This is a genomic window from Fenollaria sp. (assembly GCF_057222035.1).
Genome location: NZ_JBXXYC010000004.1, coordinates 92524 through 119405 on the forward strand (window position 1 = coordinate 92524; position 26882 = coordinate 119405).

The following is a 26882-nucleotide window of genomic DNA, read 5'->3' on the forward strand; positions in this document are numbered from 1 at the left end:
GTACACAAAGAGGCGAAAAGATAAAATTTTCGCCTCTTTTATATAAATTATTTTTCTTCGTTTTTATATGGTTCCAAAAATGCGTGAAAGTGTCTCATTGGTAGGTTCTTGCCCCAAAGTATCCTCATATTTGGAATGCTTTCTCTGTCTTCATAAAGTGCTTTAACAGCGGCTATTACATAATCAAGGTGCTCTTGACTAAGTCTGCTTCTATCAATTGCAAAACGCACAACGTTTGCTAGCTCAGCTTGTTGCTCAGGAGTTTTTAAATCATATTCCATAGAGAAATCGCCAAGTTCAGCAACTCTTATGCCGTAGCGCCTAATAAGTTCAAGTGAAAATCCTTGGCCAGCAAAAGTATCGTGACCGCGCTTGCCATCGAAAAATTCATCCATGTTGATGTAAACAGCATGACCACCAGCAGGAAGCACAACGCCCTTAACGCCTGCTTTGTAGAAGCCTTGAGCAAGATACTCAACTTGCTTAACACGGCTGTCCATGTAATTAAAATCGCAGCTCTCGTATAGACCAACAGCTAGAGCCATGATATCGTGGCCGCTCATGCCGCCATATGAGTCATTGCCATAGCAAGAAATTTGTTTAACTTTAAGTCTTACGCCGACATCCATCTTCATGGAGCCGTCTTCATTAAAGTCAGAGAATTTTTGCCAGAATAAACCTTTGTCTCTAAAGGCAAGCATACCACCCATATTAGCGTGGCCATCTTTTTTAGCTGACATACAGAAACCGTCGCAGTATGAGAACATTTCACTTGCTATCTCGGCTATGGACTTATCTTCGTAGCCTTCTTCATTCATCTTGATGAAATAAGAATTTTCTGCCCAACGAGCTACGTCAAAAATTAGTGGTATATTATATTTGTGAGCGATTTTATTAACTTCTCTAATGTTCGCCATAGAAACAGGTTGACCGCAAACAGTATTATTTGTTATGCACATAAATATCAATGGAACATTTTGGACGCCGACGCCATTGATTAGCTCTTCAAGTTTTTCTAGGTCCATATTACCCTTGAATGGATTCTTATCATATTTGCCGCCCTCAGGTATTTCATATAAAAGTTTTTTGTTATATAAATTTCTTGGGATGGAACCCATTTGCTTGATATTGCCTTCAGTTGTGTCAAAGTGACCGTTTGATGGTATAGTGAAAACCTTACCAGGATGACGCTCAGTCAATATATTTTTAACTATCTCCATAAGAACCGATTCAGCCGCACGTCCTTGTTGAATGATAAAGGAGTTAGGTCTTTCCATTTGAGCAGCGCCGCCATTAAAGAGGCCACCCTCGTATTCACATAGATAAACCTCGTTCATCATCTTCTCAACATCTCGGCAATCAGTTCTAACTAGATCTAAAGTTTTTTTCCAGTTCTTTTCTCCGCCGCGTTCAAAGATGTCTCTAAAAGTATCAAGAAGAACGTAGTAGCCAGTATTTCTGCCATAAGCCTCGTCGCCTAAAAATAAAGATGCCCATTGAGTGTTAGTCATGGCAGTTGTACCCGAGTCAGATAGCATATCAATAGTTAATAGCCCCGATGGAAACGCAAACTCGTTGTAGTGAGTAGCCTTAAGAGCTTTTTCACGCTCCTCAACTGTAACTTTTGGTAGGTCCTTTACCACGTATGTAAAATGCGTTGGAGTAGGAACATTTAATGGATATTTTTCACTCATAATATACCTCCTTTAATTTTATATAAAGCATAGTCCACTAATTACAGTATAAGCTTTTAGCATACGAAAGTCAAGAGCATAAATTTTTATAAAAAATATCTTTTTCTCCTTTTTAAAATCATTGAACTAAAGAGTTTTTTGTGTTATAATCATTTTGGAGATTATTTTTTAGGAGTGATACTATGACTTATGAGGAAAAAGAGCTTCTTGATATTATCAAAGAAGACACGATGCCTGCTCTTGGCTGCACTGAGCCTATCGCTGTGTGTTACTTAGGAGCTTTCATGAATGATTACATAAAAGAAGACATCGCCAAGGCAAAAGAGATTGATGTAATTGTTAGTAAGAATATTTATAAGAATGGCAAGAGCGTTACTATACCAAATACTGGCACTTGCGGTCTTGATCTTGCTGCTGTACTTGGTCTTAGCGGAGGCAATAAGGACGATGGTCTTCTTGTTTTAACTAAATTTAATGATGAGATGATATCTAGAGCAAAAGAACTTAGAGAAGCTTTAAATATCAAGCTAAGCTATGATGAAAAAACACCGGACATCTATGTAAAGATGCTTGTTAAATTTGATGAAACATGTGTAGAAGGACTTTTGCAAAAGGGTCACACTAACGTAGAATACATAAAAGTGGATGATAAAGTTCTTTATGAAAATAAACTAGAGGAGTCAAGTAACGAAATGAAGGAGTTCATGTCAAAACTTACTCTTAAAAAGATTAAAGAGCTTGTTTTATCGACACCACTAGAAGAATTAGACTTCATTGAAGAAGGCGTTGAAATGAATATGCACGCAGCTAATGAAGGGCTAAAGCTTAAAAATTCAAACCTTCTTGGTCAAAGCCTTAAGAAGATGGAAAATAAAAACATAATTTCTAACGATGCTTACACTAAAACTAGGATATTAACAGCTGCAGCTGCTGATATGAGGATGAGTGGCGGAAACTGTATGGTTATGACTAGCGGCGGAAGTGGCAATCAAGGCATAAACGTTATCATACCTATATATTTAATATATGAAGAATTTAATCTAAAAAAAGAAGACATGATTAGAGCTATATACTTTGGTCATGCGATTAACAGATTTGTTAAGACATTCTCAGGAAAATTATCGGGCATGTGCGGATGCGCTATAGCAGCTGGACTTGGCGCTGCAGCTGGCATCACCATGATGATGGGTGGAACAGACGAACAAATCGAGGGCGCTTGCTCAAATATGTTTGCAAATCTAACTGGACTTATCTGCGATGGAGCAAAAAATACTTGTGCATTAAAGCTATCGACATGCGCAGGCGAAGCAGTACTTAGCGCGTTTCTAGCGCTTAACGGATGCACTCCAAAAGAAAATGTCGGAGTAGTTTCAGGTAATATTGAAGACACTATCAAAAATGTTGGCCTTTTATGCAGAAGTGCATTTAATAGAGTTGACGACGTAATGCTAGACATCATAAAATAAATTTTAACAGGAAAAAATTATGGAGAGAAAATTTAAAAAAGCTATTAGCTTAGAAACATTTATCTTTTTGGCAGCACTATTTGCCTTTTTCTACTATCTTTCATCAAAGATGGGAGCCATCAATTTAATCAATACCTTTATGAACACGGCTTATGCCTTGCTTATGGAAGTTTGTTTCTATATCATGGCGATAGCTGTTGTGGCTGGAGGATTATCTTCAATACTTAGCGAGTTTGGTGTCATATCCTTAATTAATAAACTTCTTTCAAAACTAATGAAACCAATTTACGATTTACCAGGGGCGGCATCTGTAGGCGTTTTGACATGTTATTTATCAGATAACCCATCGATACTTGCTCTAGCTAAGGATAAAAACTTTTTGAGATATTTTAAAAAATATCAAGTACCAGCGCTAACAAATATTGGCACAGCCTTTGGCATGGGCTTTATCACGACTACTACTATGATGGGCTTAAAAATTAATGGCAGCATCAAAGCAGCGCTTATAGGTAATTTAGGAGCTATAATTGGCTCAATTGTCAGCGTTAGGATCATGATGCTATTTACAAAGAAAAAGTTTGGTCTTGAAGCAATGGCTGTGGGTGAAGCTGACGCAGAAAAAACTACCATGGACCTAAGACCTGTTAGAGATGGATCAACATTCAATAGATTTATAGACGCTCTACTTGATGGAGGCAAAATTGGAGTTGACATGGGTATGTCAATAGTTCCGGGCGTTATACTTATTTGTACAGTGGTACTTATATTAACGAACGGACCTGGACCAGATGGCCTTTATACAGGAGCTGCAAAGGAAGGAGTAAAGCTATTACCATTAATAGCTGATAAACTAAGTTTTATAATTAAACCGATATTTGGTTTTACATCAGGCAAGTGCATAGCCGTTCCAATCACAGCACTTGGTTCAGCTGGAGCTGCCATAGGTCTAGTACCTGAACTAATCAACACAGGAGCAGCAAGTGCCTCAGACGTAGCAGTGTTCACAGCTATATGCATGTGCTGGTCAGGATATCTTTCAACACACATAGCGATGATGGATGCACTTGGATATAATGACTTGGCTGGTAAATCAATATTCGCACACACTATAGGCGGCTTAGTAGCCGGATTTTCAGCACATTTATTATTTGCAATATTAGCATAGATAGGAGAAGAAATGGACGAGAGACAAAGAGTAATTTCATTATTTAAATACATTAGGCAAACTATTGACGATAAATACAAGCCTATACTAAATGTTAAGGACGAGCTTTGGAATAAGTATTTGGATGAGATCAATCTTAATAATAAATTCCTTTATTTTTCTTGCGGAAGTGATTCAACAAGTGATGTGATTCTTAGAATTACTAGACCTTATTCGCAAAAAACGCAAGAGGATATTAGAGTGCAAAATTTATTTAAAGAGTTCAGAGAGCTATATTACAAGCTTGAGAACGAATCTCATTTGTATGAATTAGTCTTTGCCAATGGTATTTTAATCTCAAAATACGATAAGAACATTTATCATCCTATATTAATAAAGAGGGCGGCAATTGATTTTGACTCAAGAAAAGATAGTATAGCTATACGCGATACAAACAGAGACATGACTCTTGATATAAAACTAATATCTTTAATTGAAAATATAAATCATTTAGAGCTAAAAAATATCATGGAGCACATATCCATGAACTATTACCACCCATTTGATACGGCGTCAATGGGTGAGTTAATGAAATCTATGGCAAAAAGGCTTCATACGGACTCATCTTATCAAGAGACAAATGCGAGTGAAACAGATAAAGCCTTTACCATAATCAATAGACCATTATTATATTTAAGAAATAAAGAAACTGATTTTATACAAAATCTTGATGAAATGATTGAATCCATAGAAAAAGGTTCAGAAGTAAACAAGAGCCTACTTAATCTATGCGGCGTAAACATCAAGGAAAAGGAAGCAGAAGAGAGAGCTGAGACGCTTGACGACAAGATTAGAAACATCGAAGGCATCTCGCAAAGCGTTTTATTCACTAAAGAAGCGAACAAGGAGCAACTTGAAGTAGCTGAAAGAATTGCTAACTACGATACTGTTTTGGTGCAAGGACCTCCAGGAACAGGTAAGACTCATACCATAGCGAACCTATTGGGCGATATCTTAGCTAGAGGCAAAACTGTTTTAGTCGCATCACAAACGAAAAAAGCTTTATCGGTACTAAAGAGCATGACTCAAGAAGAGATCAGAGCCCTTTGCGTATCAACTATTGACGACAATAACGAGGACATGGAAAAATCCATCGACTCAATTACTGATTATATAAGCAATCACTCCATTGAAGAGCTTAAAGAAAAGATACAAAAGCTTAATATGGATAGAAATATTCTTATAGAAAGACTTAATGAAACAAGAAAGAAAATCTTTAGCATCAAATCATCTGAGCTAAAGAGCATTACTATTGGAGAAGAAGTTTTTAGTCCTATAGATGCAGCGAGATTCTTGCATGACCATGTGGGTCTAAACAAGATACCGGGCGAAGTGAAGCTATATGAAGAGCCTCCTATACAAAAAGGCGACATAGACTTTTTATACTACTCAAACGAGGCTCTTACGAGAGAGGACGAAAAAGAACTAAACATTGGTCTACCTGATCCAAATACTATACTTAATCCAGAAGATCTTGAAAAGACGATTGAGGTGATGGATGCTGCACTACTTAGAGCAAAGACTCTTAAGGAAGAGATTAGAAGAAATATCACTTTAAAGGAAAAAGTCTACCTTGATCAAAACGCTCTTTATAGTGGCAAGGCAGATGAAGATTTTAGAGATATATATGAAAAAATTGATTATATCAATAGTCTTGACAAGCTAGAAGATTGGCAAATAAAAGTAATTGTTAGCGCCAAGGCAGGCAATGCTGACAAGAAGAGCTACATTAGATTAACAGAATTAATCACAGAGCTTGATGACTACTACGATAGAAACATTGAGCACTTAAGAGGCAAGAGACTTATATACCCAAGTGATATGAATCAAAAAGAGCTAAGACAGTCACTCGAAGAGATGAGAGCAAGGCTTGTTGAAGGCAAAAAGATCAAGGGTATATCCGCCATGTTTAAAAATTCGTGGAAAAAAGTTTTGGCAAGCGTTAGTATTAACGGCCAAGGCCTAGTAACTGTCGAGGATATGGACGACGCTATAGTAAATATAAACCTAGATATAAAGATTTCCGAGCTAAAAGCACTTTTCGATGAACTTATATATAAGACAAATGCTGATTTTGACAGAGAAAAGTTAATTGAAAATAAAGAACTATTAAGCTATTTACCATTAATTACAAGGCTAATGAAGTTCTATGACGAAAACATTCAGTCCTTGTTCAAGCTAATGCAAGACAAGGGCATCAACGTGAATAGCATCTTTGTCAATAACAAAGTTTTATCACCACATGATTCATTTATCAAAGAGATGAATCTAATTAAAAACGATTTAAGAAAATACATTGAGCTAGCTGATGAATATGATTTAAAATATATTCCAGCTAAGGCAAAGCTTGATGATACACTTGATAAATTAAAAGTAGATGAAGATAATAAGTCTGATTTACTTTTACTAATGAATACGGCGATTGAGACTAAGTACTACGATAGCTATAGAGATAGTTTTGAAAATCTTAAAAAGACTTACGAAAAAATTAAAATACTTAAGAAGAGAAACGAGCTTCTTGACAAATTAGCAGTTGTTGCGCCAACTTGGAAAGAGTTTATATATAATCGCTTTGATATTCATGGCCTTAAGGACGCACCTGAAAATATCGAAGAAAATTGGTATTACAAGCAATTTGATGGCATTATCTCAAAGATAAATAGAACGCCTTATGAAAAATATCAAAAGATGATGACTTGGTACAAAAAGCAGCTTTATGACATAACTAAAGAGCTCGCTTCAAACATGGCATGGCACTCATTTATGCTTAAGATTAAGGACGATATAGAGAAAAAGCAAGCATTACAAGGCTGGCAGCTAACTATGAAAAAGATTGGCAAAGGCACTGGCAAGCAAGCGATTGGCTTAAAGAAAGAAGCAAAAGAACTTCTTAAGAAGTGCCAAAGAGCTGTTCCTGCTTGGATCATGACCATTGACAAGGCACTTGAAAGTCTTGATTACAATCAAAAATTTGACTATCTGATCATTGATGAAGCATCTCAAGCAGATATCTCATCTATACCTATACTTCAATTGGCGAAAAAGGCGATTATAGTCGGTGACGATGAACAAGTTAGTCCACAAGCAGTCGGCATTGATCAAGACAAACAAAGAAATCTTATAGATATGTACATTAAAGACAAGGTGGCAAACAGCCATTTATATGATTTAAACTCATCTCTATACGATATACTTAAGACAAGCTTCCCAGTTTTGACTCTTAAAGAGCACTTTAGAAGCGTTCCAATGATAGCCGCTTACTCAAATTTTATTTCTTATGATGGTATAATAAAGCCACTAAGAGAGTCATCATCGACAAAAGTTCAGCCTGCACTAAAATTAGTCAAATTAGATGGCATTAGAAATGAAGATAGAGTGAATGAAGCAGAAGCAAATTATATTGCAGATGAAATACTAAGGATAAAAGATGAGCCTGATTATGAGGGCAAAACAATCGGCGTTATATCACTTGCTAGCGAGGATCAAGCTAAGTTTATAGATAAGCTTCTTATAGAAAAATTAAGTCTACAAGATTATGACAGGCTAAATATTTTATGCGGTAGACCAGCGGCTTTCCAAGGTGATGAAAGAGATATAATATTTTTAAGTACAGTTGATTCAAACGATAAAGATGAAACGCTTAAAGTTTTAAACGAAGGCGCCTACGATGTGAACAAGAAAAAATACAACGTAGCTGTATCAAGAGCCAAGGATCAAGTAGTTTTAGTGACATCGCTTGATTACAAGAAAGATCTAAAACTTGGCGACATCAGAAGAACTTTAATTGAATTTTTCATAAATCCTGAGGACAAGATGGTCTTTGACAAGAGAAATAGATATGAACTGTCATCATTTGAAGAAGATATCAAGAAAGAGCTTGAAGAAAGAGGCATAGAAGTAAAAACTAATGTTGAGGCAGGTCTTTATAATATAGCACTACTTGCTATAAAAGATGATAAGAAATTTATAGTAGAAGCAGAAGGATCAGAATTTGATATAGACGACGAAACAATCATCGACCAAATGGAAAAGAGAGATATTTTGGAAAGAGTTGGCTGGAACTTTGCTAGCATCAGAAGCACAAAATATTATTTCAATCCGTCAAAGGCGATAGATGATTTAATTAACGATATGAAGTAGAAGGTGATTTTTTGGACGCACTTAGAGAAGCAGGTGTACTATTACCAATAAGTATGCTTAAGAGCAAATATAAGCACGGCACATTTAAAGACGCCATGAAGGCAGTAGATTTTTTACATGGCTCAGCTCAAAAAATTTGGCATATAGAGCCAATCATGTATATGGATTCAGATTTGAGAAATTATAAAACCATATCCCAGTTTGCCATCGACCCGATATATGCAGACCTTGATGAATTCATCAACATGGGTCTACTTAGCACTGCAGAAATATTTAAGCTAGATGCAGAAGCCGAGAAAAAATTTGATGCTCATGACAAAGAGTTAATCAAGGCAGAAAAAATTAAAGCGCTTAGGCTTGTATATAAAAGAGCTTATCAAGACTTTACTAAAGAAGCCATATATCAAGAATTTATTAAAGACAACGAGTATTGGTTAAAAGATTTTGCTTTATTTATGACTATATATAATAAGAAGAATTCTTTCGAAGATTTTTCTGAAGAAGAGATAAATATTAATAAGTATAAGGATAATTTAGATGCGGATATAGAAGAAGAAGCAAAATTCCAAGAGTTTCTTCAGTTCCTTTTATATAGACAGTATTTAAAATTAAAAAATTATGCAAATGATTTAGGCGTGAAAATTTTATGTGATTTATCATTTTATCTAAACGAATTTTCTTCAGACGCTTGGGCAAAGAAAGACTACTTCGAAGTTGATAACAAGCTAAGACCGCTTAATTATGCCATAAAAGCAATCGAAGAGGATAAGGACTTAAATAAAATTGACAAAAGATTGGTTTATAGCTTTGACTTCATCGCCTTTGACAGCTATGAGTATATAAAAGAAAAATACGGATACTATTCAAAATTATTTGATTACATTAGATTAGTTGACATAGAAGATTACGAAACAACAATAAAAGTTGACGCAAAAACCATGGACGCGGACACTATAAGCGCAGATAAAAACCCTATAGAAGAAATTTTTGCTGTTTTGAAAGAAAATGATATAATAGATAAAGTTTTTACTGATTATATTAGATGCAATTCAAAAATTATTAAAAAAATAATGAAAGAAGGCAAAGTTTTTGAGTCAAAAACAATACAAGATGCCTTTGATATAAATGCAGATGAAAAGAGTTTGCCTCTTAACCTTGACAAGACTACTGTATATTACAGTTCAGACTTTGATATGAAAGAGCTAGATAAGTATTTAAATTCATCAAGCGATATGAAGCTAAGGATAGAAGACTACACAATGAAGAAAAATTTCACAACACTTGATATCGTTGAAAGAATGTACAGCTCAAACGCATCCAAGGTAATCATTGCTATATGGGACCTCTTAGATGATGTAAACAAGAGGACTAGAGAACTTGATCTAGATGAAATAAAACATAAATTAGAAACAATTTTAAAACAATACATGGTACAATTTTTACGCTAAACGAAATAATATTTACGGTAGACGAAATATTTTTATAGAATAAGAATGTCTATAAAGCCTTGATATATGAATTTATTAGTTCAATATCGAGGCTTTATTTATTTATAATTATTCAAAAAACTTGACTTTTATGATAAGAGAGTTTATAATAGTCAATGTAGATACTAATTTTATTTTAAGGAGGAAATTAAAATGAAAAGCAAAAAGTTTTTAGCTTTATTACTAGTTTTAGTAATGGCTATAAGCGTACTAGCAAGCTGTAAGCCAGCTGATAAACCAGCTGATGCTGACAAACCAGCTACAACAGATGAAGGAAAAGAAGAAGGCAAGGAAGAAGCTCCTGCAGATACAGGCGCTTTAACTGAAATGCCAACAGACGGTGAACCAGATGCTGATCAATATATAAACACATTTGATACAGCTCATCCAAACACATTAGACCCTGCTAAGGGAAGCGATAGTTATGGTAACGGTATATTACTTAACATTCTTGAACCACTTGTAAGAATTCAAGACGTAAAAGGACAAATGGGTTCAGTTGAATATGTACCAGCTGGAGCTGAAAGCTGGGATCTTTCTGAGGACGGTCTTACTTATACATTCCATGTTAGAGAAGGAAACGTATGGAACGACGGTACTCCAGTAACTGCAAAAGACTATGAATATGGTATCAAGAGATGTATAGATCCAAGAACAGCATGTCCATATGCTAACAACACATACTATATCAAGGGAGCTGAAAAAGTTAACAAAACTAAATTAGCTGAAGGTCAAGAACCTGATTATTCAGAAGTAGGCGTAGTAGCTAAAGATGACAAAACTCTAGAAATCACTCTAGAACATCCAGTTCCATTCTTTATCGATATTGTAACAACAAGAATTTTCTTCCCACAAAGACAAGACTTAGTTGAACAATACCAAGACACTTACTCAACAAGTCCAGAAACTGCTCCACAATGTGGACCATTCATTCTAAAAGACTGGGTTATCAACTCTGAACAAAACTATGTTAAGAACGATAACTATTGGGATAAGGACAATGTAAAATTAAGCAAATATAAAGTATCTATAATCAAAGACTCAAACACTATTTTCAACGCACTTAAAGCAGGTCAAATCGACTACGCAGGTGTAGGCGATCCTAAGTGGAAAGGCGAATTCTTAAATAACCCTGACTACTACAGCACAGTAAGAGCTAACCCTGATACAACATATTTCATGTTTAACTGCAACGCAGATTCAAATACTGGAAATAACAAGGTTAGACAAGCTATCTCTATAGCACTTGACAGACAAGAATTAATCGATTCTTGCTACAACGGTGTTCCAACAGCTGCATTTGACTTCGTACCACCAGCAGTAACTTGCCAAGGTAAAGAATTCAACAAGCTAGGAGAAGGTTGGGTTAAGAAATTAGCTGAAGACAATCCAGATCCAAAGGCTTTATTTGAAGAAGGCGTTAAGGAAGCAGGTTTAGGAGATCCATCAAGCGTTACTATCAAGCTTATGGGTTCAGATACATCTCAAGAAGGAAGAACTTCTGGAGAATTCGTACAACAATGTCTAGAAGAAGCATTAGGATGCAAAGTAGAAGTAGATAACCAAGACTGGTCACAATTTATCAATATCGTTCAAACTGGTAAAGGTTGGGATATTGCATGGTTAGCTTGGGGTGCAGACTTCAACGACCCATCAAACTTCCTAGAAACTTGTCATTCACAAACAGCTGCTTATCCTACAGGATACAAGAACGAAGAATTTGATAAGCTATTAGACGAAGCTAAAGTTGAACAAGACGCTGATAAACGTGTTCAATTATTCCACGATGCAGAAAAGATTCTTCTATATGATGACGCAGCTCTAAGCCCAGTAATTCACAGAATTGCTAACGTATTTAGAAGATCATACATCAGAAACGCTAACTACAGCTTCTTCTCAACAATGGGTATGTCAAGAATATTCACAAGCGGAAGAAAGTAATTTTAACAAAATTTAATTTAGGAAAAGGGGAGTTCTCCCCTTTTCTTAGATTATAAGAAGAAATTAGGAGGATAATATGATAAAGTATATCGTAAAAAGAGTTATTTACTTATTCATCACTCTTTTTATAATCACTACTGCAACATTTTATCTAATGCATACTATTCCTGGGGATCCTTTGACAGCAAGAGTACAAAAGAATTTACCAGAACAAGTTAGAATTAACTTTGAGAAGAAGTATGGTTTGGATAAGCCGTTGTATGAACAATACGGATTGTTCCTTAAAAACATGACTCAAGGAGACTTTGGCGAATCAATTACATATCCAGGTGTAAAGATTGCTGACAGAATTTTTAAAACTGCACCTATATCAGGTGCTTTAGGCGGAACTGCCTTAGTTATAGGCTTTGTTTTAGGTATGGTTTTAGGTATAATTGCCGCTTTAAATAGAGGCAAGTGGCCTGACTACCTAGTAATGTTCCTTGCAATTATAGGTATAGTACTACCTTCATTCGTACTAGCAACATTATTACAATATGTTTTTGCAAATAAATTAGCATTATTACCAGTTATGGGCTGGGGCTCAGTTAAGAACGCGGTTCTTCCTGTTATAGCTCTAAGCTTTGGTACTATAGCTACTTATGCAAGATACATGAGATCTTCTGTACTAGAAGTTATCAACTCAGACTATATCTTGACTGCAAGAGCAAAAGGCGTAAGTGAATTTAATATAGTAAGGAAACACGTATTTAAAAACGCCTTCATTCCGTCACTAACTATACTTGGACCACAAATCGGCGGTATCTTCGCTGGTTCATTCGTTATTGAAAAGATATTCTCTATACCAGGACTAGGTTTCTTCCTAGTAACATCAATCCAAGATAGAGACTATCCAATGATTATTTCATCTACAATATTCTTTGCATTCTTATTTGTTGTTGCAACACTTATTGTAGACGTACTATATGTTATAGTCGATCCAAGAATCAAACTTACAGAAGATTAATCAGGAGGTAAACATGGAAGAAAAAGATTTAAAACTTACTCCTGAGATGTTCAAAAGGATACCAAAAAACGATGAAGAAGCAGAACTTATTGCTAGACCTTCAATATCTTTTTGGCAAGATGCATGGAGAAGATTAAAAGAAAATAAAGTAGCTATGCTAGCACTTGTGCTATTAGGATTACTTATATTTTTAATTATATTTGGACCATACTTTAACAGCTATAGTCCTACAAAAATTCAATCAAAATTAAAAGATATAACACCAAACTCACAATTCTGGTTCGGTACAGACAGCTCCGGCCGTGATATATTCACAAGAGTTTTCTTTGCTGGTAGAACATCACTTATAGTTGGTGTTGCCGGTGCTTTGATATCAACTATAGTTGGTTTATTATATGGCGCTATATCTGGATATCTTGGTGGAATTGTAGATATGGCTATGATGAGAATACTAGAAATTCTAGCATCTTTACCATATTTACTAGTTGTTATCGTATTACAAATCAGACTTGAAACAAGAAACTTATGGACTTTGCTTTTAGCCCTTACTATAACAGGCTGGACAGGTACAGCTCGTATGGTTCGTGCTGAAGTTTTAAGAATAAAAGCACAAGAGTACGTTCTTGCAGCTAGAACACTTGGCGTTAGCTCATGGAAGATAATTACAAAGCACTTAATACCAAACGCAATGCCTATACTTATAGTAGGTATTACATTTGACGTTCCAGGATTTATATTCTCAGAAGCCTTCCTATCATACTTAGGTATAGGTCTTCAATCACCTGCAACATCATGGGGTATTATGTGTTCTGAAGCGACAGCTACTTTCATGTACTTACCACATCAAATGTTCTTCCCATCACTAATGATAGCCATAACAATGTTATGCTTTACACTTCTTGGTGATGGACTTAGAGACGCACTTGATCCAAAACTAAGAAAGTAGGAGGCTAATGATGGAAAACAGAGAAAAACTATTAGATGTTAAAAATCTTAACGTTTCTTTCCATACTTACGCTGGAGAAGTAAAGGCTGTTAGAGGTTTAGACTTCCACCTTTATCCAGGTGAAACATTGGCTTTCGTAGGTGAAAGTGGATGCGGTAAGAGCGTTACAGCAAAATCACTAATGAGACTACTTCCAAAGGATAGTAGTGAAATAAAAAAAGAATCACAAATTATATTTAACGGTAAGAATGTCTTAGCTATGAACTCTAAAGAGTTAACAGACCTTAGAGGTAACGATATATCTATGATATTCCAAGACCCAATGACTTCTTTAAACCCAACAATGAGAATTGGCGATCAAATTAAAGAAGCATTAAAGATACACAGACACTTAAGCGGCTCTGAAGCTGACAAGGTTGCTACTGATTTGCTTGAACTAGTTCAAATACCAGAAGCAAAGAATAGACTTAAAGCTTATCCACATGAATTATCAGGTGGTATGAGACAAAGAGTTATGATTGCGATTGCACTTTCATGTAATCCAAAGCTTCTTCTTGCAGACGAGCCAACAACAGCTCTTGACGTAACAATTCAAGCACAAATCCTTGACTTACTTCAAGATCTTAAGAAGAGATTAAATACAGCCATCATACTTGTAACACATGACCTTGGCGTTGTTGCTAACTTTGCTGAGAGAATTCAAGTTATGTATGCTGGTGATATCATTGAAGAAGGAACTACAGATGAAATCTTCTACAATGCTAGACACCCATACACATGGGCTCTACTTAACTCAATACCAAAGGTTCACGCAAAAGACGTTGAGCTAAGAGCACTAGGTGGTACACCACCAGACTTATTATTACCATTACCAGGATGCCCATTTGCAGCTAGATGCTCTAGAGCTATGGAAATCTGTAAAAAGGTACATCCTCCAAAGACTGAACTTTCTCCAACACATCACAACTGGTGCTGGCTTGAACATGAATTAGCTGGAGATATTGATTGGGATGCAATGAGAGGAGGAGCATATTAATGGCTAAATTTACTGAAAAACTTATAGAAGTTAAAAATTTAAGCAAACATTTTAATGTTGGCAAGGGTAAAGTTCTTAAAGCTGTTGATAATGTTAACTTTGATATCTACAAGGGCGAAACATTCGGTGTTGTAGGTGAATCTGGTTGCGGTAAGACAACTTGCGGTAGAACAGTTCTTGGTATGTATAGAGCAACTAAGGGACAAGCTTTATTTAACGGTAAAGACATTCACTCACTTAGAGGTAAGGAAGCTATTGATTTTAAGAAGAATGCTCAATATATCTTCCAAGACCCATATGCATCACTTGACCCAAGAATCACAGTTGGTGATATCATTGCTGAAGGTATGGATGTTCACTTCAACTATAGTCATGAAGAAAGACAAGCTAAGATAAATGAATTGCTTGACAAAGTTGGTCTAAATAAGGAACACGCTCTTAGATACCCACATGAGCTATCAGGTGGACAAAGACAAAGAGTTGGTATAGCAAGATCACTTGCTGTAGAACCATCCTTCATTGTCTGCGACGAACCTATCTCAGCTCTAGACGTATCAATTCAAGCGCAAATCGTTAACCTACTAAACAAGCTTCAAGACGAACTTGGTTTAACATACATGTTCATTTCGCACGACTTGTCCATGGTTAAGCACATTTCTGACAGAATCGCAGTAATGTATCTTGGATCAATCGTTGAACTTGCAGAAAGCTCACAAATTTATGAAGCTTCACTTCATCCATATACACAAGCTTTGATGAGCGCTATACCAGTACCAGACCCACATGCAGGATCAGCAAAGAATAGAATCAAGCTTGAGGGAGAAGTACCTTCACCAATTAATACTCCGCCAGGATGTAAATTTGTTAACAGATGTAGATATGCTATGGACATCTGCCACAAAATTGAACCTGAACTTAAGGAGTTAAAGCCTGAACACTTCTGCGCATGCCACTTGTATGACAACGGCATGATAGACTTAAAAGATGCAAAGGTAACACAAGATTTAGGAAATAAATAAATTTATAGACTAAGCCCTGAAGTAATTCAGGGCTTTTCTTATGCATCTTAAGCACTGATAAATGTATCTTAGAAGAAAAACAACTACATATATAGAAACTCATGTTATAATTAAAACAAGAAAGGGGGATATAGTGTGAAAGTTAATATTGAAGTATCAAGTGTATATAGAGAGCCCGAGATAATAATACGTACAGACAAAGTAACAGAAGAAATTAATAGATTAGTAGCTATGCTTGATAGTGTTAGTAGACCCATCATAGTAAAGAAAGATGATGTAAAAATCATAATAAAGCCAGAGGAGATTTATCTCTTAAGAGTGGAGGCTGAGGGGCTAGCGATATATCTTGAAAGTGATAGATACCTATCTAAGGACAGTTTAAAAAGCTTCGAAGAGAGGCTACCTAAGAATTTTATACGCATTTCAAAGCAGGTTATAATCAATGCAGAAAAGTTAAAGCGTGTTGAGGCTGGTTTAAGTGGCAACTTAACAGTCTTTCTTGAAAACTCACTGAAAGATTATGTAACGAGAAACTATATCGCTCTTTTGAAAAATTATTTAGGAATATGAGGTGTTACTATGAAGTTAAAAAATTTATTTAAGTCTACGTTATATTCGATAGCGATAGCGTTATTTTTTACGGTCTTTGGTCTTATAGGCAAAGAGCAGGGCTCAGGTGGAGTTCTTGAGCTTGGATCATATGGCTTTACTAAGGCGATGCTTGGAGCATTATTAATAGGTCTTGGATACGGCATACCTTCGCTTATATATGATCTTAAATCTATGAGCATAGCGCTTAAGTCGGTCATATATATGTGCACAGGGGTAGGGATAATGATACTAGTTTTTCTTAAGTTCGGCTTTATACAAGAAGGCTACGGACTAGGTGACATACTTAAGATGCTTATAGTACCTGTTGGAATTGCTTTTTTATTATGGTATGCGCAATACATGAAATATAAAAAGGTGGCAAAGTTAATGAATGAAAAATTAAAAGATAACAAATAGTTTTGACGCAAAAAAAGGTAGCTGGCAATTTGCTAGCTACCTTAATTTTATTTATCGGTATAAATATTTTTCTATATAATTATCTTTTTTTACATAAATATATTTTTCATCATAAATACTTTTTTCTACATCTATTTATTTTTCATTGCATATATATTTTTGACTATAATTTTATTTTTTATTAAATTTATTTAGCTGTACTTACTTTATCAAAGCTCCATACATTCATAAAAAACTCATATATTCTATCGAAGATGGTCTTCTTTGTTAGGCTATTCATAGCGATGGCATCTGTCTTAAAAACTTCTTCACCATCGATGTAAACTTTATATTCGCCAACTTTATCATCTTTTTTTACACGGCTATAATCAAGATCTGCGTCCATAATAAATTTTGTCTCGGTATTAATGCCATTATTTAGCGAGCGAACGAAGTCTTCTTTTGGTTCTATCTCAAGCATTTCTTCCTTATAATCATCAAGACCATATTTTGCGATTTTGCTTGCTTTTTTTGATAGAAGTATCTTTTTTGAATAATTTTCTAAGGCATATTCATATACATAAGCAGAATTTTCTTCTCTTGAAGCCTTTGTCTTAGCGCCAAGCATAACAAAGATTATCTCGTTATCTTCGGTTTTTATTCCATCACCAAGGCTATGAAAAGTCGCTACGAAGCAAAATCCTGCATCACGCGTAGTTCCTGTCTTAAGTCCAGTAACGCCCTCACGACCAAAAAGCGGATTGGTGTTGTCATCGTGATAATCTTTCTCAGGGTAATCGATCGCTACTGTCATGGTATAGTCAATATAGTTAGGATGCTCTTTGATTATTCTCTTTGTTAAATCAAGTACGTCCTTCGCACACATTGAGTTTTGCTTAAGGTCAGGTAGGCGAGGGAGGCCGTGTGCATTATAAAATATTGCGCCACTATATCCAAGCTCTTTTGCTTTTTCATTCATCATAGTTACGAAAGCTGCTTCACTGCCGGCTATGTGCCTTGCTATGGCGGCTGTAACATCATTACACGAGTTTGTCATCATTATCTCAAGCATTCTATGAAGAGTGTATTTTTCTCCAGGTTTTATTCCTAGTCTATTGCCAGTTGGGTAGCAGTCTTCTTTTTTTATCTCAATTTCATCGCTCTCGTGAATATCGCCGCTCTTTAATTTATTTAGTGCTATATAAAAGGTCATAAGCTTTGATACCGAGGCTATGGGCACTGTTTCATTAATGTTCGCGGAGCTCGATATGATGGAGTCAGTCTCTACATTGTAGAGTATATATGCTCTTGTATTTTTTATGTCTAAATCTTTTGCAAAGCTCGCGTTTGTAAATAGCATTAGCGCTATCAATAAACTTATAATGCTTCGTTTAAATTTATGCATCATGCGCCTCCTTTAATTTTAAAATGCACTCCTTGTCAGAGTAGTGGACCTTTTCGCCCTTAATTAGTTGATAAGTTTCGTGGCCCTTGCCAGCTACGACAATGATGTCATTTTTGTTAGAAAGTTCATAGCTTAATTCAATCGCTTTTTCTCTATCGGGCTCAGTATAGTGAATTCCTTTTATAAAAGAAGCAATCTCATTACAGATTTTAGATGGGTCTTCAAAATTTGGATTGTCCGATGTGACTATGCTTATATCAGCTAGTTCATCGCTTACTTCAGCAAGTTCCTCGCGTCTTTTTTCGCTTCTTCCACCGACAGAGCCGAAGACAGTAATTATTTTATTTTTCTTAAAATGTTTCAAAGTCTCAAGAATTGACTTTAAAGAGATATAATTGTGAGCATAATCAATGATGTAGAGCCTATCATTAACATTTATCTCTTCAAAGCGGCCGCGAATTGAAATATTTTTAACCGCGTCTATAATTTCGCTCCAATCGTATCCTATCTCTTTCAAAACACTGATGGCTGCAAGATAATTATAGATATCATATTTAGATATGCTTTTTACTTCAAAAACTTTGCCATTTATATCAAAATCACTCTGTATCTTAAATATATCGTCAGAAATAACTATATTTTCGGCTTTATAATCACTTTCTTCATTTATTGAAAAATTAATTCCATTTTTTATAGTCTCTCTAAGTTTTTCATCGTCTTTATTATAGATAAATTTTTTGGAAATATCTTTCAAAAGCATCTTGCTAGAAAAATAATCATCAAAGTCTGGGTGCTCGATGCCGCCTATGTGATCGTGCGAAATATTTGTAAATACGCCGATATCAAAATTAATTCTATAAAGCCTTTTCATCTTGAGGCCGATGGACGAAGCTTCCAAAACGCAGTGAGTGATTTTTTCTTTGCGCATATTATTAAGAATTCTATAGACCTCATAGCTCTCTGGCGTAGTATTATCAACAGCTTCCTCTTTTTTGGCGTAAAAAACACCGTTAGTGCCAATGATTCCAGGCTTCGCACCCATCTTTTTAAGAGCTTCATATATGATATTAGCTGTAGTAGTTTTGCCTTTAGTTCCAGTTATTGCAATCATTGTGATATCTTCATCTGGTTTATTAAAAAAGTTTCTTGAGATGATGGCAAGAGCCTTTCTTGTGTCATTAACTTTTATAAAAGTGGCATCAACATAAGCATGTGCCATGCTATCGTCCTCGACTACAAAGACGCGAACACCTTTTTCATAAGCATCTTTAATGTATTTGTGGCCGTCACTAAGAGCGCCTCTAAGCGCAACGAAGAGAGTGCCATTTTGGGCATATTTACTATTGTAGACGATGTCTTCTATGCTTTCATCGCCAGTATAATCACAAATGCCCAATAATATATCTTTAAGTAACATAATTTTACTCCTAACAAATAATCTTTCTATTATTATATAACGAAGGCTTTCTTTTTTCAAGAGCTATGACAATAATAGCTTAAAGCTTATAAAGTGCTTGAAAAAATTCTTCCTTTATTATATAATGAATTGGGGTGATATTAATGAACACGTTATCAGTAAAAATAAATGATTTTTTATATTACATCGGAGTTAATGACAGACAAACTCAATTATTTGAAAATCAATGGCCACTTGAAAGAGGCGTTTCATATAACTCTTATATAATTAAGTCAACAAAGACCGCCTTACTTGACACAGTAAAAATAACAAAGGTAGATGACTTTGTGACAAAGCTAAAAGAAGTGCTTGAGGGAAGAGACCTTGATTATTTAGTTATTCATCACATGGAACCAGACCACTCTGGTGCGATTGAAACTATAATCGATCTTTATCCAAATGTTAAACTAGTTGGTAACAAGAAAACTTTTGAACTTCTTGAAAACTTCTACAGTGTTAAGGACAATCTAATCCTTGTTGATGATTTCGATACTCTTGACTTGGGCGAAGTATCACTTAAATTTATCAAGACACCTATGGTGCATTGGCCAGAATCAATGGTTAGCTACGAAGAAAAATCAGGCATATTATTCTCACAAGATGCTTTCGGCGGTTTTGGTGCGCTTGATGGAACAATTTTCGATGACGAGATAAACTGGGATTTATATAGATCTGAGACAAGACGTTACTATTCAAACATAGTAGGAAAGTTCTCAAGACAAGTTCAAACAGCTCTTAAGAAGCTTGCAGATCTTAAGATAAACATGGTTTGCCCTGTTCATGGACCGGTTTGGAGAGAAAATCCAGATAAGATTATAGCATGCTATGACAAGTGGTCAAAGCAAGAGACTGAGGACGGTGCAGTAATTGTTTATGGATCAATGTATGGCAATACTGAGATGATGGCTGAAGCTATCGCAAGAAGACTTGCTGAAAGAGGCGTTAAAAATATAAAGATGTTTGACGTATCAAAGACACACAAGTCCTACATCTTAAACGAGATTTGGGAGTATAAAGCGCTTATACTTGGCTCATGCACATACAATAACGATTTGTTCCCACTAATGCATGATTTAGTCAATGTTTTAGATATGAACAAATTACAAAATAGAATCATAGCTGTATTCGGCTCATATAGCTGGTCAGGTGGAGCATTAAAAGCACTTGAAAAATTTAGAGACGCATCAGCTATGGATAAAGTTGAAACAACAGTTGAAACAAAGAGTGCGCCTACTATGGATGACTACATGAAACTTCGTCAAATAGCAGATGAAGTTGCTGACAAACTAGAAAATAAATAAAAATAAATAAAGCAATTTGGGTATATACAAAGAGAGGTGATATTATGGAAATAACAAAAGACATGCTAATAGGAGATTTACTAAGAGCAAAACCAGAAGCAGCATACATCCTAATGGAACACGGTATGGGATGCGTTGGATGCCCTTCAAGCCAAATGGAATCAATTGAAGAAGCTTGCCAAGTTCACGGACTTGATCTAGAACGCTTGATGAAAGCTTTAAATGAGTAATTAAGAGCCCTTTTTTAAGGGCTTTACATAAGGAATATCATGGAAGTATATACAAAAGATTATAAATTTAAGGAAAAAAGTATAAAAAAAGCAGTTGAGTCTATGGTCGATGCGGCCTTTGCTCAGCTTTATGCCCATGGGATTAAAGACGATAAAGTAGCTTGGATGATATATAAGTGGCGCATAGACTTTATGGATGAATTCTATAATATGGACTATGACGCTATCACAGTTCATACAACGCCATCTGGAGTAAATCGCTTCTTTTCATATAGACAATTTATCGTTGAAGCGAGTGGCAAGAGCATAATCAAGGCGACTTGTGAGATTATCTATGTGGATAAATCCAGCATGAGACCCATTAGGACAAATGATTTTGGAGATGATTTTCAAAAGCTTTTTGATGATGAGGACCTTGAGCTTGAAGAATACGATGGAAAAGCTAATATATCACGCTTTTGTATAAAGAAAGAATATATTGACTCATACCACCATGTTAATAATGCAGTATATATAGATGAAATTATAAAAATATTAAATCAAGATATAAAGAGCATAAGACTTAAGTATGTAAAGCAGTGTCTTTTGGGAGAAGATGTTGAAATTGCCTACGAAATCAATGATGGTGAGGCAAATTTTAGATTTTTTTCTAAAGATGAGACTAAATTATATGCTAGTCTTAAATATTAGGAGGTAAATTATGAAAACAATTATGGCGGAAATCAATGTTTCTGAAGGAAGAAACATGGATACTATCGAAGCAATCAAAGAAGCCGTGCTAAAAGATAACAAGGTTACTATGGTTGACCTTAACTACGACAGTGACCACAACAGAAGTGTATTCACTTTTAAGGGTTCAGTTGAAGATACTCTAGAAGCAGCTAAAAGACTTGTAGATGTTGCTTTTGAAAGAGTTGATATGACTACTCAACATGGATCACATCCTCGTCAAGGAGCTGTTGACGTAGCAGCTTGGGTACCAGTTAAGGACATGAGTACAGATGAAATGAACGAAGTAGTTCATGCATTTGGTAAATATGTTGGCTCAAAAGGCGTTCCAGTATTTTACTATGAAGACTCAGCTACTAGAGAAGACAGAAAATCACTAGTTAAGCTAAGAAAAGGCGAGTACGAAAGCCTTGAAGAAAGACTTAAAGACGCTGAAAATTGGACACCAGACGAAGGCGAAAGAAAATTCAATCCAAAGAGCGGAGCAACAGTAACTGGAACAAGATTCCCACTTATTGCTTTTAACGTTTATTTAAATACTGAAGATATGGAAATCGCTAAAGCTGTTATGAGATCAGTTAGAGCAAAGACTGGCGGATACACAGCAGTAAGAGCTATAGCTCTACCAATCGAAGATCAAAAATGCACTCAAGTATCAATGAACTTAGTTAATTATGAATTAACACCTATCCACAGAGTTTTTGAAACTATCAAGAGTGAAGCAGAAAGCTATGGCGTTACAGTCAAGTCATCAGAACTAGTTGGACCAGTTCCAGCTTATGCATTAGAAGAATTATTAAGATTCTATATTAGATTAGGAAACGGCTTTACAGCTGATCAAATCTACAATTAATATTTAAAAATACTATAAAAGGAGGTATTCATCATGGACAACGACAGAAGAGAAGCAGAGCTCGAACAAGATAAAAATGAAATATTAGACTTATACAAAGGAAAAAAGCCAAAAGCCCTGATTCAAAAGCTCTCTAGCATGAATGCCGCCGATGTAGCTGAAATTTTGGACGAGTTGAAGGTAACTGATGCGACAGTTATCTTCAGACTCCTTCCTAAAGATAAAGCAGTAGATGTATTTACATACTTCGACTCGGAGCAGCAACAAGACATCATTGCGACAAGTACTGATGCGGATGTAGAGTACATTCTTAAAGAGATCTTCTTTGACGATAAGATTGACATGCTTGAAGAGATGCCAGCTAATATTGTTGATAGGATTCTTGAGAAATCTACTCCAAGTGAAAGAAAATTAATTAATCAGTTCCTAAACTATCCAGAAGATTCTGCTGGAAGTATAATGACAATCGAATACTGCTCGGTTAAAAAGACATTAACAGTAAAAGAAGCTATGGCAAGACTTAAAAAAGTCGGCCTACAAAGAGAAACTATCTATACTATATATGTAGTTGATGACAACAGAAAACTAGAGGGTATTGTCTCACTAAGAGAGCTAGTTATGGCAGATGACGACAAAGTTATTGCAGATATCATGAACACAGATGTTGTTTATGTCAATGTTTATGAAGACCAAGAAATCGTTGCAGGAGTAATACAAAAGTATGACTTCGTTGCTGTACCAGTAGTTGATAACGAAGAAAGAATGGTCGGTATCATCACAGTTGACGACGTTATCGACATCATCGAACAAGAAGCAACAGAAGACTTCCAAAAGATGGCTGCCTTAAGTCCATCTGAAGAAGAATACCTTGATACACCACCTGTAACGCTAGCAAAACACAGGATAGCGTGGTTATTATTTTTAATGATATCAGCTACACTAACTGGATCAATTTTGCAGCGCTTTGAAGATTATATCGCAGCGATACCATCACTACTAATATTTATCCCGATGCTGATGGATACAGGCGGTAACGCTGGTAGCCAAAGTGCTACACTAGTTATTCGTGGTCTAGCAGTTGGCGAGATAGAGCCAAAAGACGCACTTAAAGTGCTTTGGAAAGAATTTCAAGTATCAATCATGGTTGGTGTAGTTTTAGCGCTAGTTAACTATGGACGTATAAAACTACTTCATCCAAGCCAAGATCCCAAAATTGGCATCACAGTATCCATATCCGTTATGTTTACAGTAATGCTAGCTAAATTAGTTGGTGGACTTCTTCCAATTGGCGCGAAGAAGATAAAACTTGACCCAGCCATCATGGCATCGCCACTAATCACGACTATAGTAGACGCCACATCATTAATTGTTTACTTTGCTGTAGCAAAAGTGATGTTAGGCATATAGATTAAGGAGAAAGATTTGAAAACTATTATATTAACAGCTACTGCTGGTGAAGGACATAACTCAGTAGCTAGAAGTTTAGACAACGAGCTTAAGAGCCGCGGTTTTGAAAGCGCAATCATAGACATTTGCCAAATCAATAGCAATTGGCTTAAAGATGTTGCCAATGGTTTTTACAATATGAGCATAAATTATTTCCCGACGCTTTATGGAGCAGCTTATGACTCAGCGGATAAAAAAGTTCAAGAGACTAACAGTGCTCAGCCGCGTAAATTAGCGCAAAAAACATTAACTGGCGAGATAAAAAAGTTTATAGATGATTTTAAGCCAGATGCCATCATAGCAACACATGTATTTGCAGCGAACATATTAAGCGACCTAGTGCTTGATGGTTTTTACACTGGATTAACAGTTGGCATCATCACAGACTTTACTGTACATCCATTCTGGGAAGATAGTGAGGGAATTGATTATCTAGTATTGCCTCACAAGGACCTCGATATACAAATGCAAAGAAAAGAGATACCTCTAGAGAAGGCTCTTCACTTTGGCATACCTATTCACAAGAAATTTTTTGAGCATCTTGATAAAAAAGAAATGCGTAAAAAGCTTGGACTAGATGAAGACAAAGAAACGGTTTTACTTATGAGTGGATCCATGAGCCACGTTAGAGTTGACAAGGCGCTTAAAAGGATAGACAAGCTGACAAATGATTTTCAAGTAGTAGTCTTTTTAGGAAAGAGAAAAACACTTCTTAAGAAGATTGAAAAAATGAAATTAAGACACAAAATAAAGATAGTTGGTTTCGTATCAAATATCGAAGAGTACTATAGTGCAGCAGACATCATAGTTACAAAGCCAGGCGGACTTACTACAAGTGAGTGCATCGCCAAGGGCCTACCGATGATAGTTGTTGATCCAATTCAAGGACAAGAGGCAAGAAACGTTGAATTTTTAATAAATCATCAGCTTATACTTGCTTCATCAAAAACTTATCGCGAGGTAGAAGCACTAAATACCTTTATGAACAATGACTTTGTTAGGGACAATATCCTTGTAAGCTTGGAACAAAACTATTTGGAAGATCCAGCAGAAAAACTTATAGATTTTATGGTGAAGAAACTTGAAAAATAAAAGAGAAGAATTAGATTTAATCATACAAGAGCAAGAGTATCCAAACCTTGCTTTTGCTTTTTATGAAGATAAAAAATATGCCGTGAAAAATGAAATATTAGGACGAAAGCTTCGCTTAAGAACTAAAAGAAAAAAGAATGGCGCCTACATCTGCGATGTAATCGAAAAGCTTGAAGATAGTCCACTTGAGACTGGCACCCCATGCGCTTCTTACAAAGAGTGCGGCGGCTGCCTTTATCAAACGCTCACTTATGAAAATGAAGACAAGATAAAAAAAGAAATGCTTCAAAAATTATATAAAAGCGTTTTTAGTGGAGATATAGTTTTTCATCCATCACTTGAAGTAGAAGGCTATAGAAATAAGATGGAATACACTTTTTCGGATAATGGCGATGAGGCAAGGACCTTAAGCCTTGGACTTCACAAGAAAAAGCGCTTCTACGAAGTCGTGGAGACAGACGATTGCAACATAGTAGACGCTGATTTCACAAAAATTCGCGTAGCGGCACTAAATTATTTTAAAGAAAAAGGCTTAAAATATTATCATAAAAAGCTTCATGATGGCGCTTTAAGACACCTTGTTATAAGAAAAGCATTTTTTACAAAGGAAATACTTATAAATTTAGTAACGACATCGGATTATAATATTGAAGAAGATTTTATAAATATGCTTCTTGATCTAAACTTGGATGGCGAAATAAAATCCATTTATCATACAAAAAATGACAGTTTATCAGATGTGGTTCAAGCAGATGAATTAATTCTTGTTTATGGAAAAGAAGATATAGACGAAAAACTTCTTGGATTAAAGTTTAAGATAGGACCATTCTCATTCTTCCAAACTAATTCAAGAGCAGCTGAAAGAATGTATGGACGCATTCAAGAGCTTTTAGATGAGGAAAAACTTGATGTGCTTTTTGATTTGTACTCAGGCACAGGAACCATAGCGCAAATACTTGCGAAAAAAGCAAAAAAAGTTTATTCTATAGAAATAGTCGAGGAAGCATCGAAAAAGGCGCGTCTAACATGTGAGTTAAATGAAATTGATAACGTAGAAGTAATTAATGGAGACGTTTTAAAAGTTATAGATGAAGTAGATGAAAGGCCAGATGCCATAGTCATAGACCCACCACGCGAGGGAGTTCATCCAAAGGCTTTAAAAAAGTTAATTGATTATAAGGCAGAGAAAATAATTTACGTATCATGCAATCCAAAAACTCATGTAAACGATTTGAAAGAATTCATCGAGGCAGGCTACAAGATAAAATTAGTCGAAATTTTTGATAATTTTCCAAAGACAAGCCACGTTGAAGCAGCAATTCTGATGACGTATTGTGGTTTGGACAAGGAATAATAGGAGTCAACCACAACATGTAGTGGTTTGAGTACGAAAATTGGGTCAAAAACAGGCTAAAAAATACCGTTTTTTGACCCTTTTAAATAG

21 protein-coding genes are annotated in these 26882 nt (G+C 35.6%); 18 read left to right on the forward strand and 3 right to left on the reverse strand.

What is annotated here, in order from left to right; translation table 11 throughout:
• Window positions 1–47: 47 nt before the first annotated feature.
• Window positions 48–1694 (reverse strand): tryptophanase, encoded by a 1647-nt coding sequence (locus AC2UOP_RS04630; protein ID WP_106018573.1) that lies wholly within the window; start codon window positions 1692–1694, stop codon window positions 48–50.
• 182 nt (window positions 1695–1876) lie between these two features.
• Between AC2UOP_RS04630 and AC2UOP_RS04635 the strand changes: the two genes are divergently transcribed.
• From AC2UOP_RS04635 to AC2UOP_RS04685, 11 genes are all read left to right on the forward strand, one after another.
• Window positions 1877–3160 (forward strand): L-cysteine desulfidase family protein, encoded by a 1284-nt coding sequence (locus AC2UOP_RS04635; protein WP_484832802.1) that lies wholly within the window; start codon window positions 1877–1879, stop codon window positions 3158–3160.
• Window positions 3161–3179: 19 nt separating this feature from the next.
• Window positions 3180–4325 (forward strand): CD0519/CD1768 family membrane protein, encoded by a 1146-nt coding sequence (locus tag AC2UOP_RS04640; RefSeq protein ID WP_019214034.1) that lies wholly within the window; start codon window positions 3180–3182, stop codon window positions 4323–4325.
• A gap of 12 nt (window positions 4326–4337) precedes the next feature.
• The gene (locus AC2UOP_RS04645) at window positions 4338–8504 is read left to right on the forward strand and encodes an AAA domain-containing protein (RefSeq protein WP_484832803.1); all 4167 of its coding nucleotides are present in this window, start codon (window positions 4338–4340) and stop codon (window positions 8502–8504) included.
• Between the two features lie 11 nt (window positions 8505–8515).
• Window positions 8516–9952, forward strand: coding sequence for a 4-alpha-glucanotransferase (locus AC2UOP_RS04650; protein ID WP_484832804.1), 1437 nt, complete (start codon window positions 8516–8518; stop codon window positions 9950–9952).
• 192 nt (window positions 9953–10144) lie between these two features.
• Window positions 10145–11932, forward strand: coding sequence for a peptide ABC transporter substrate-binding protein (locus tag AC2UOP_RS04655; RefSeq protein WP_484832805.1), 1788 nt, complete (start codon window positions 10145–10147; stop codon window positions 11930–11932).
• Window positions 11933–12008: 76 nt separating this feature from the next.
• On the forward strand, window positions 12009–12938 hold the full coding sequence (locus tag AC2UOP_RS04660) for an ABC transporter permease (protein WP_019214030.1): 930 nt from the start codon (window positions 12009–12011) through the stop codon (window positions 12936–12938).
• Window positions 12939–12951: 13 nt separating this feature from the next.
• Window positions 12952–13884 carry an ABC transporter permease gene (locus tag AC2UOP_RS04665; RefSeq protein WP_019214029.1) on the forward strand — a complete coding sequence of 311 codons (933 nt, stop codon included), beginning with the start codon at window positions 12952–12954 and terminating at the stop codon, window positions 13882–13884.
• 10 nt (window positions 13885–13894) lie between these two features.
• Window positions 13895–14920, forward strand: a complete 1026-nt coding sequence (locus AC2UOP_RS04670) for an ABC transporter ATP-binding protein (RefSeq protein WP_019214028.1) — start codon at window positions 13895–13897, stop codon at window positions 14918–14920.
• The gene (locus AC2UOP_RS04675) at window positions 14920–15939 is read left to right on the forward strand and encodes an ABC transporter ATP-binding protein (RefSeq protein ID WP_484832806.1); all 1020 of its coding nucleotides are present in this window, start codon (window positions 14920–14922) and stop codon (window positions 15937–15939) included. The genes AC2UOP_RS04670 and AC2UOP_RS04675 overlap by 1 nt, the downstream gene beginning before the upstream one ends.
• 135 nt (window positions 15940–16074) lie before the next feature.
• Window positions 16075–16509, forward strand: a complete 435-nt coding sequence (locus AC2UOP_RS04680) for a LytTR family DNA-binding domain-containing protein (protein ID WP_484832807.1) — start codon at window positions 16075–16077, stop codon at window positions 16507–16509.
• A 9-nt stretch (window positions 16510–16518) separates the two neighbouring features.
• Window positions 16519–16947: a DUF3021 domain-containing protein gene (locus AC2UOP_RS04685; protein ID WP_484832808.1), complete on the forward strand. Its 429-nt coding sequence runs from the start codon at window positions 16519–16521 to the stop codon at window positions 16945–16947.
• Between the two features lie 187 nt (window positions 16948–17134).
• Here the strand turns inward: AC2UOP_RS04685 and AC2UOP_RS04690 are convergent, their stop codons facing one another.
• Both AC2UOP_RS04690 and AC2UOP_RS04695 read right to left on the reverse strand, forming a co-directional pair.
• Window positions 17135–18331 (reverse strand): D-alanyl-D-alanine carboxypeptidase family protein, encoded by a 1197-nt coding sequence (locus AC2UOP_RS04690; RefSeq protein ID WP_484832809.1) that lies wholly within the window; start codon window positions 18329–18331, stop codon window positions 17135–17137.
• The gene (locus AC2UOP_RS04695; RefSeq protein ID WP_484832810.1) at window positions 18324–19748 is read right to left on the reverse strand and encodes a UDP-N-acetylmuramoyl-L-alanyl-D-glutamate--2,6-diaminopimelate ligase; all 1425 of its coding nucleotides are present in this window, start codon (window positions 19746–19748) and stop codon (window positions 18324–18326) included. The genes AC2UOP_RS04690 and AC2UOP_RS04695 overlap by 8 nt, the downstream gene beginning before the upstream one ends.
• A 143-nt stretch (window positions 19749–19891) precedes the next feature.
• Here AC2UOP_RS04695 and AC2UOP_RS04700 point away from each other — a divergent pair, with 143 nt between their 5' ends.
• From AC2UOP_RS04700 to rlmD, 7 genes are read left to right on the forward strand one after another with little or no spacing between them, the layout of a single operon-like run.
• Window positions 19892–21088, forward strand: coding sequence for an FprA family A-type flavoprotein (locus AC2UOP_RS04700; protein WP_484832811.1), 1197 nt, complete (start codon window positions 19892–19894; stop codon window positions 21086–21088).
• A gap of 44 nt (window positions 21089–21132) precedes the next feature.
• Window positions 21133–21318 (forward strand): DUF1858 domain-containing protein, encoded by a 186-nt coding sequence (locus AC2UOP_RS04705; RefSeq protein ID WP_019214020.1) that lies wholly within the window; start codon window positions 21133–21135, stop codon window positions 21316–21318.
• A 39-nt stretch (window positions 21319–21357) separates the two neighbouring features.
• Window positions 21358–22008 (forward strand): acyl-ACP thioesterase domain-containing protein, encoded by a 651-nt coding sequence (locus AC2UOP_RS04710; RefSeq protein ID WP_070600428.1) that lies wholly within the window; start codon window positions 21358–21360, stop codon window positions 22006–22008.
• Between the two features lie 10 nt (window positions 22009–22018).
• Window positions 22019–22900: a glutamate formimidoyltransferase gene (ftcD, locus tag AC2UOP_RS04715; RefSeq protein ID WP_019214018.1), complete on the forward strand. Its 882-nt coding sequence runs from the start codon at window positions 22019–22021 to the stop codon at window positions 22898–22900.
• Between the two features lie 33 nt (window positions 22901–22933).
• On the forward strand, window positions 22934–24307 hold the full coding sequence (mgtE, locus tag AC2UOP_RS04720; protein ID WP_484832812.1) for a magnesium transporter: 1374 nt from the start codon (window positions 22934–22936) through the stop codon (window positions 24305–24307).
• A gap of 15 nt (window positions 24308–24322) precedes the next feature.
• On the forward strand, window positions 24323–25438 hold the full coding sequence (locus AC2UOP_RS04725) for an MGDG synthase family glycosyltransferase (protein ID WP_484832813.1): 1116 nt from the start codon (window positions 24323–24325) through the stop codon (window positions 25436–25438).
• Window positions 25428–26792, forward strand: coding sequence for a 23S rRNA (uracil(1939)-C(5))-methyltransferase RlmD (rlmD, locus tag AC2UOP_RS04730; RefSeq protein WP_484832814.1), 1365 nt, complete (start codon window positions 25428–25430; stop codon window positions 26790–26792). The genes AC2UOP_RS04725 and rlmD overlap by 11 nt, the downstream gene beginning before the upstream one ends.
• Window positions 26793–26882 lie beyond the last annotated feature (90 nt).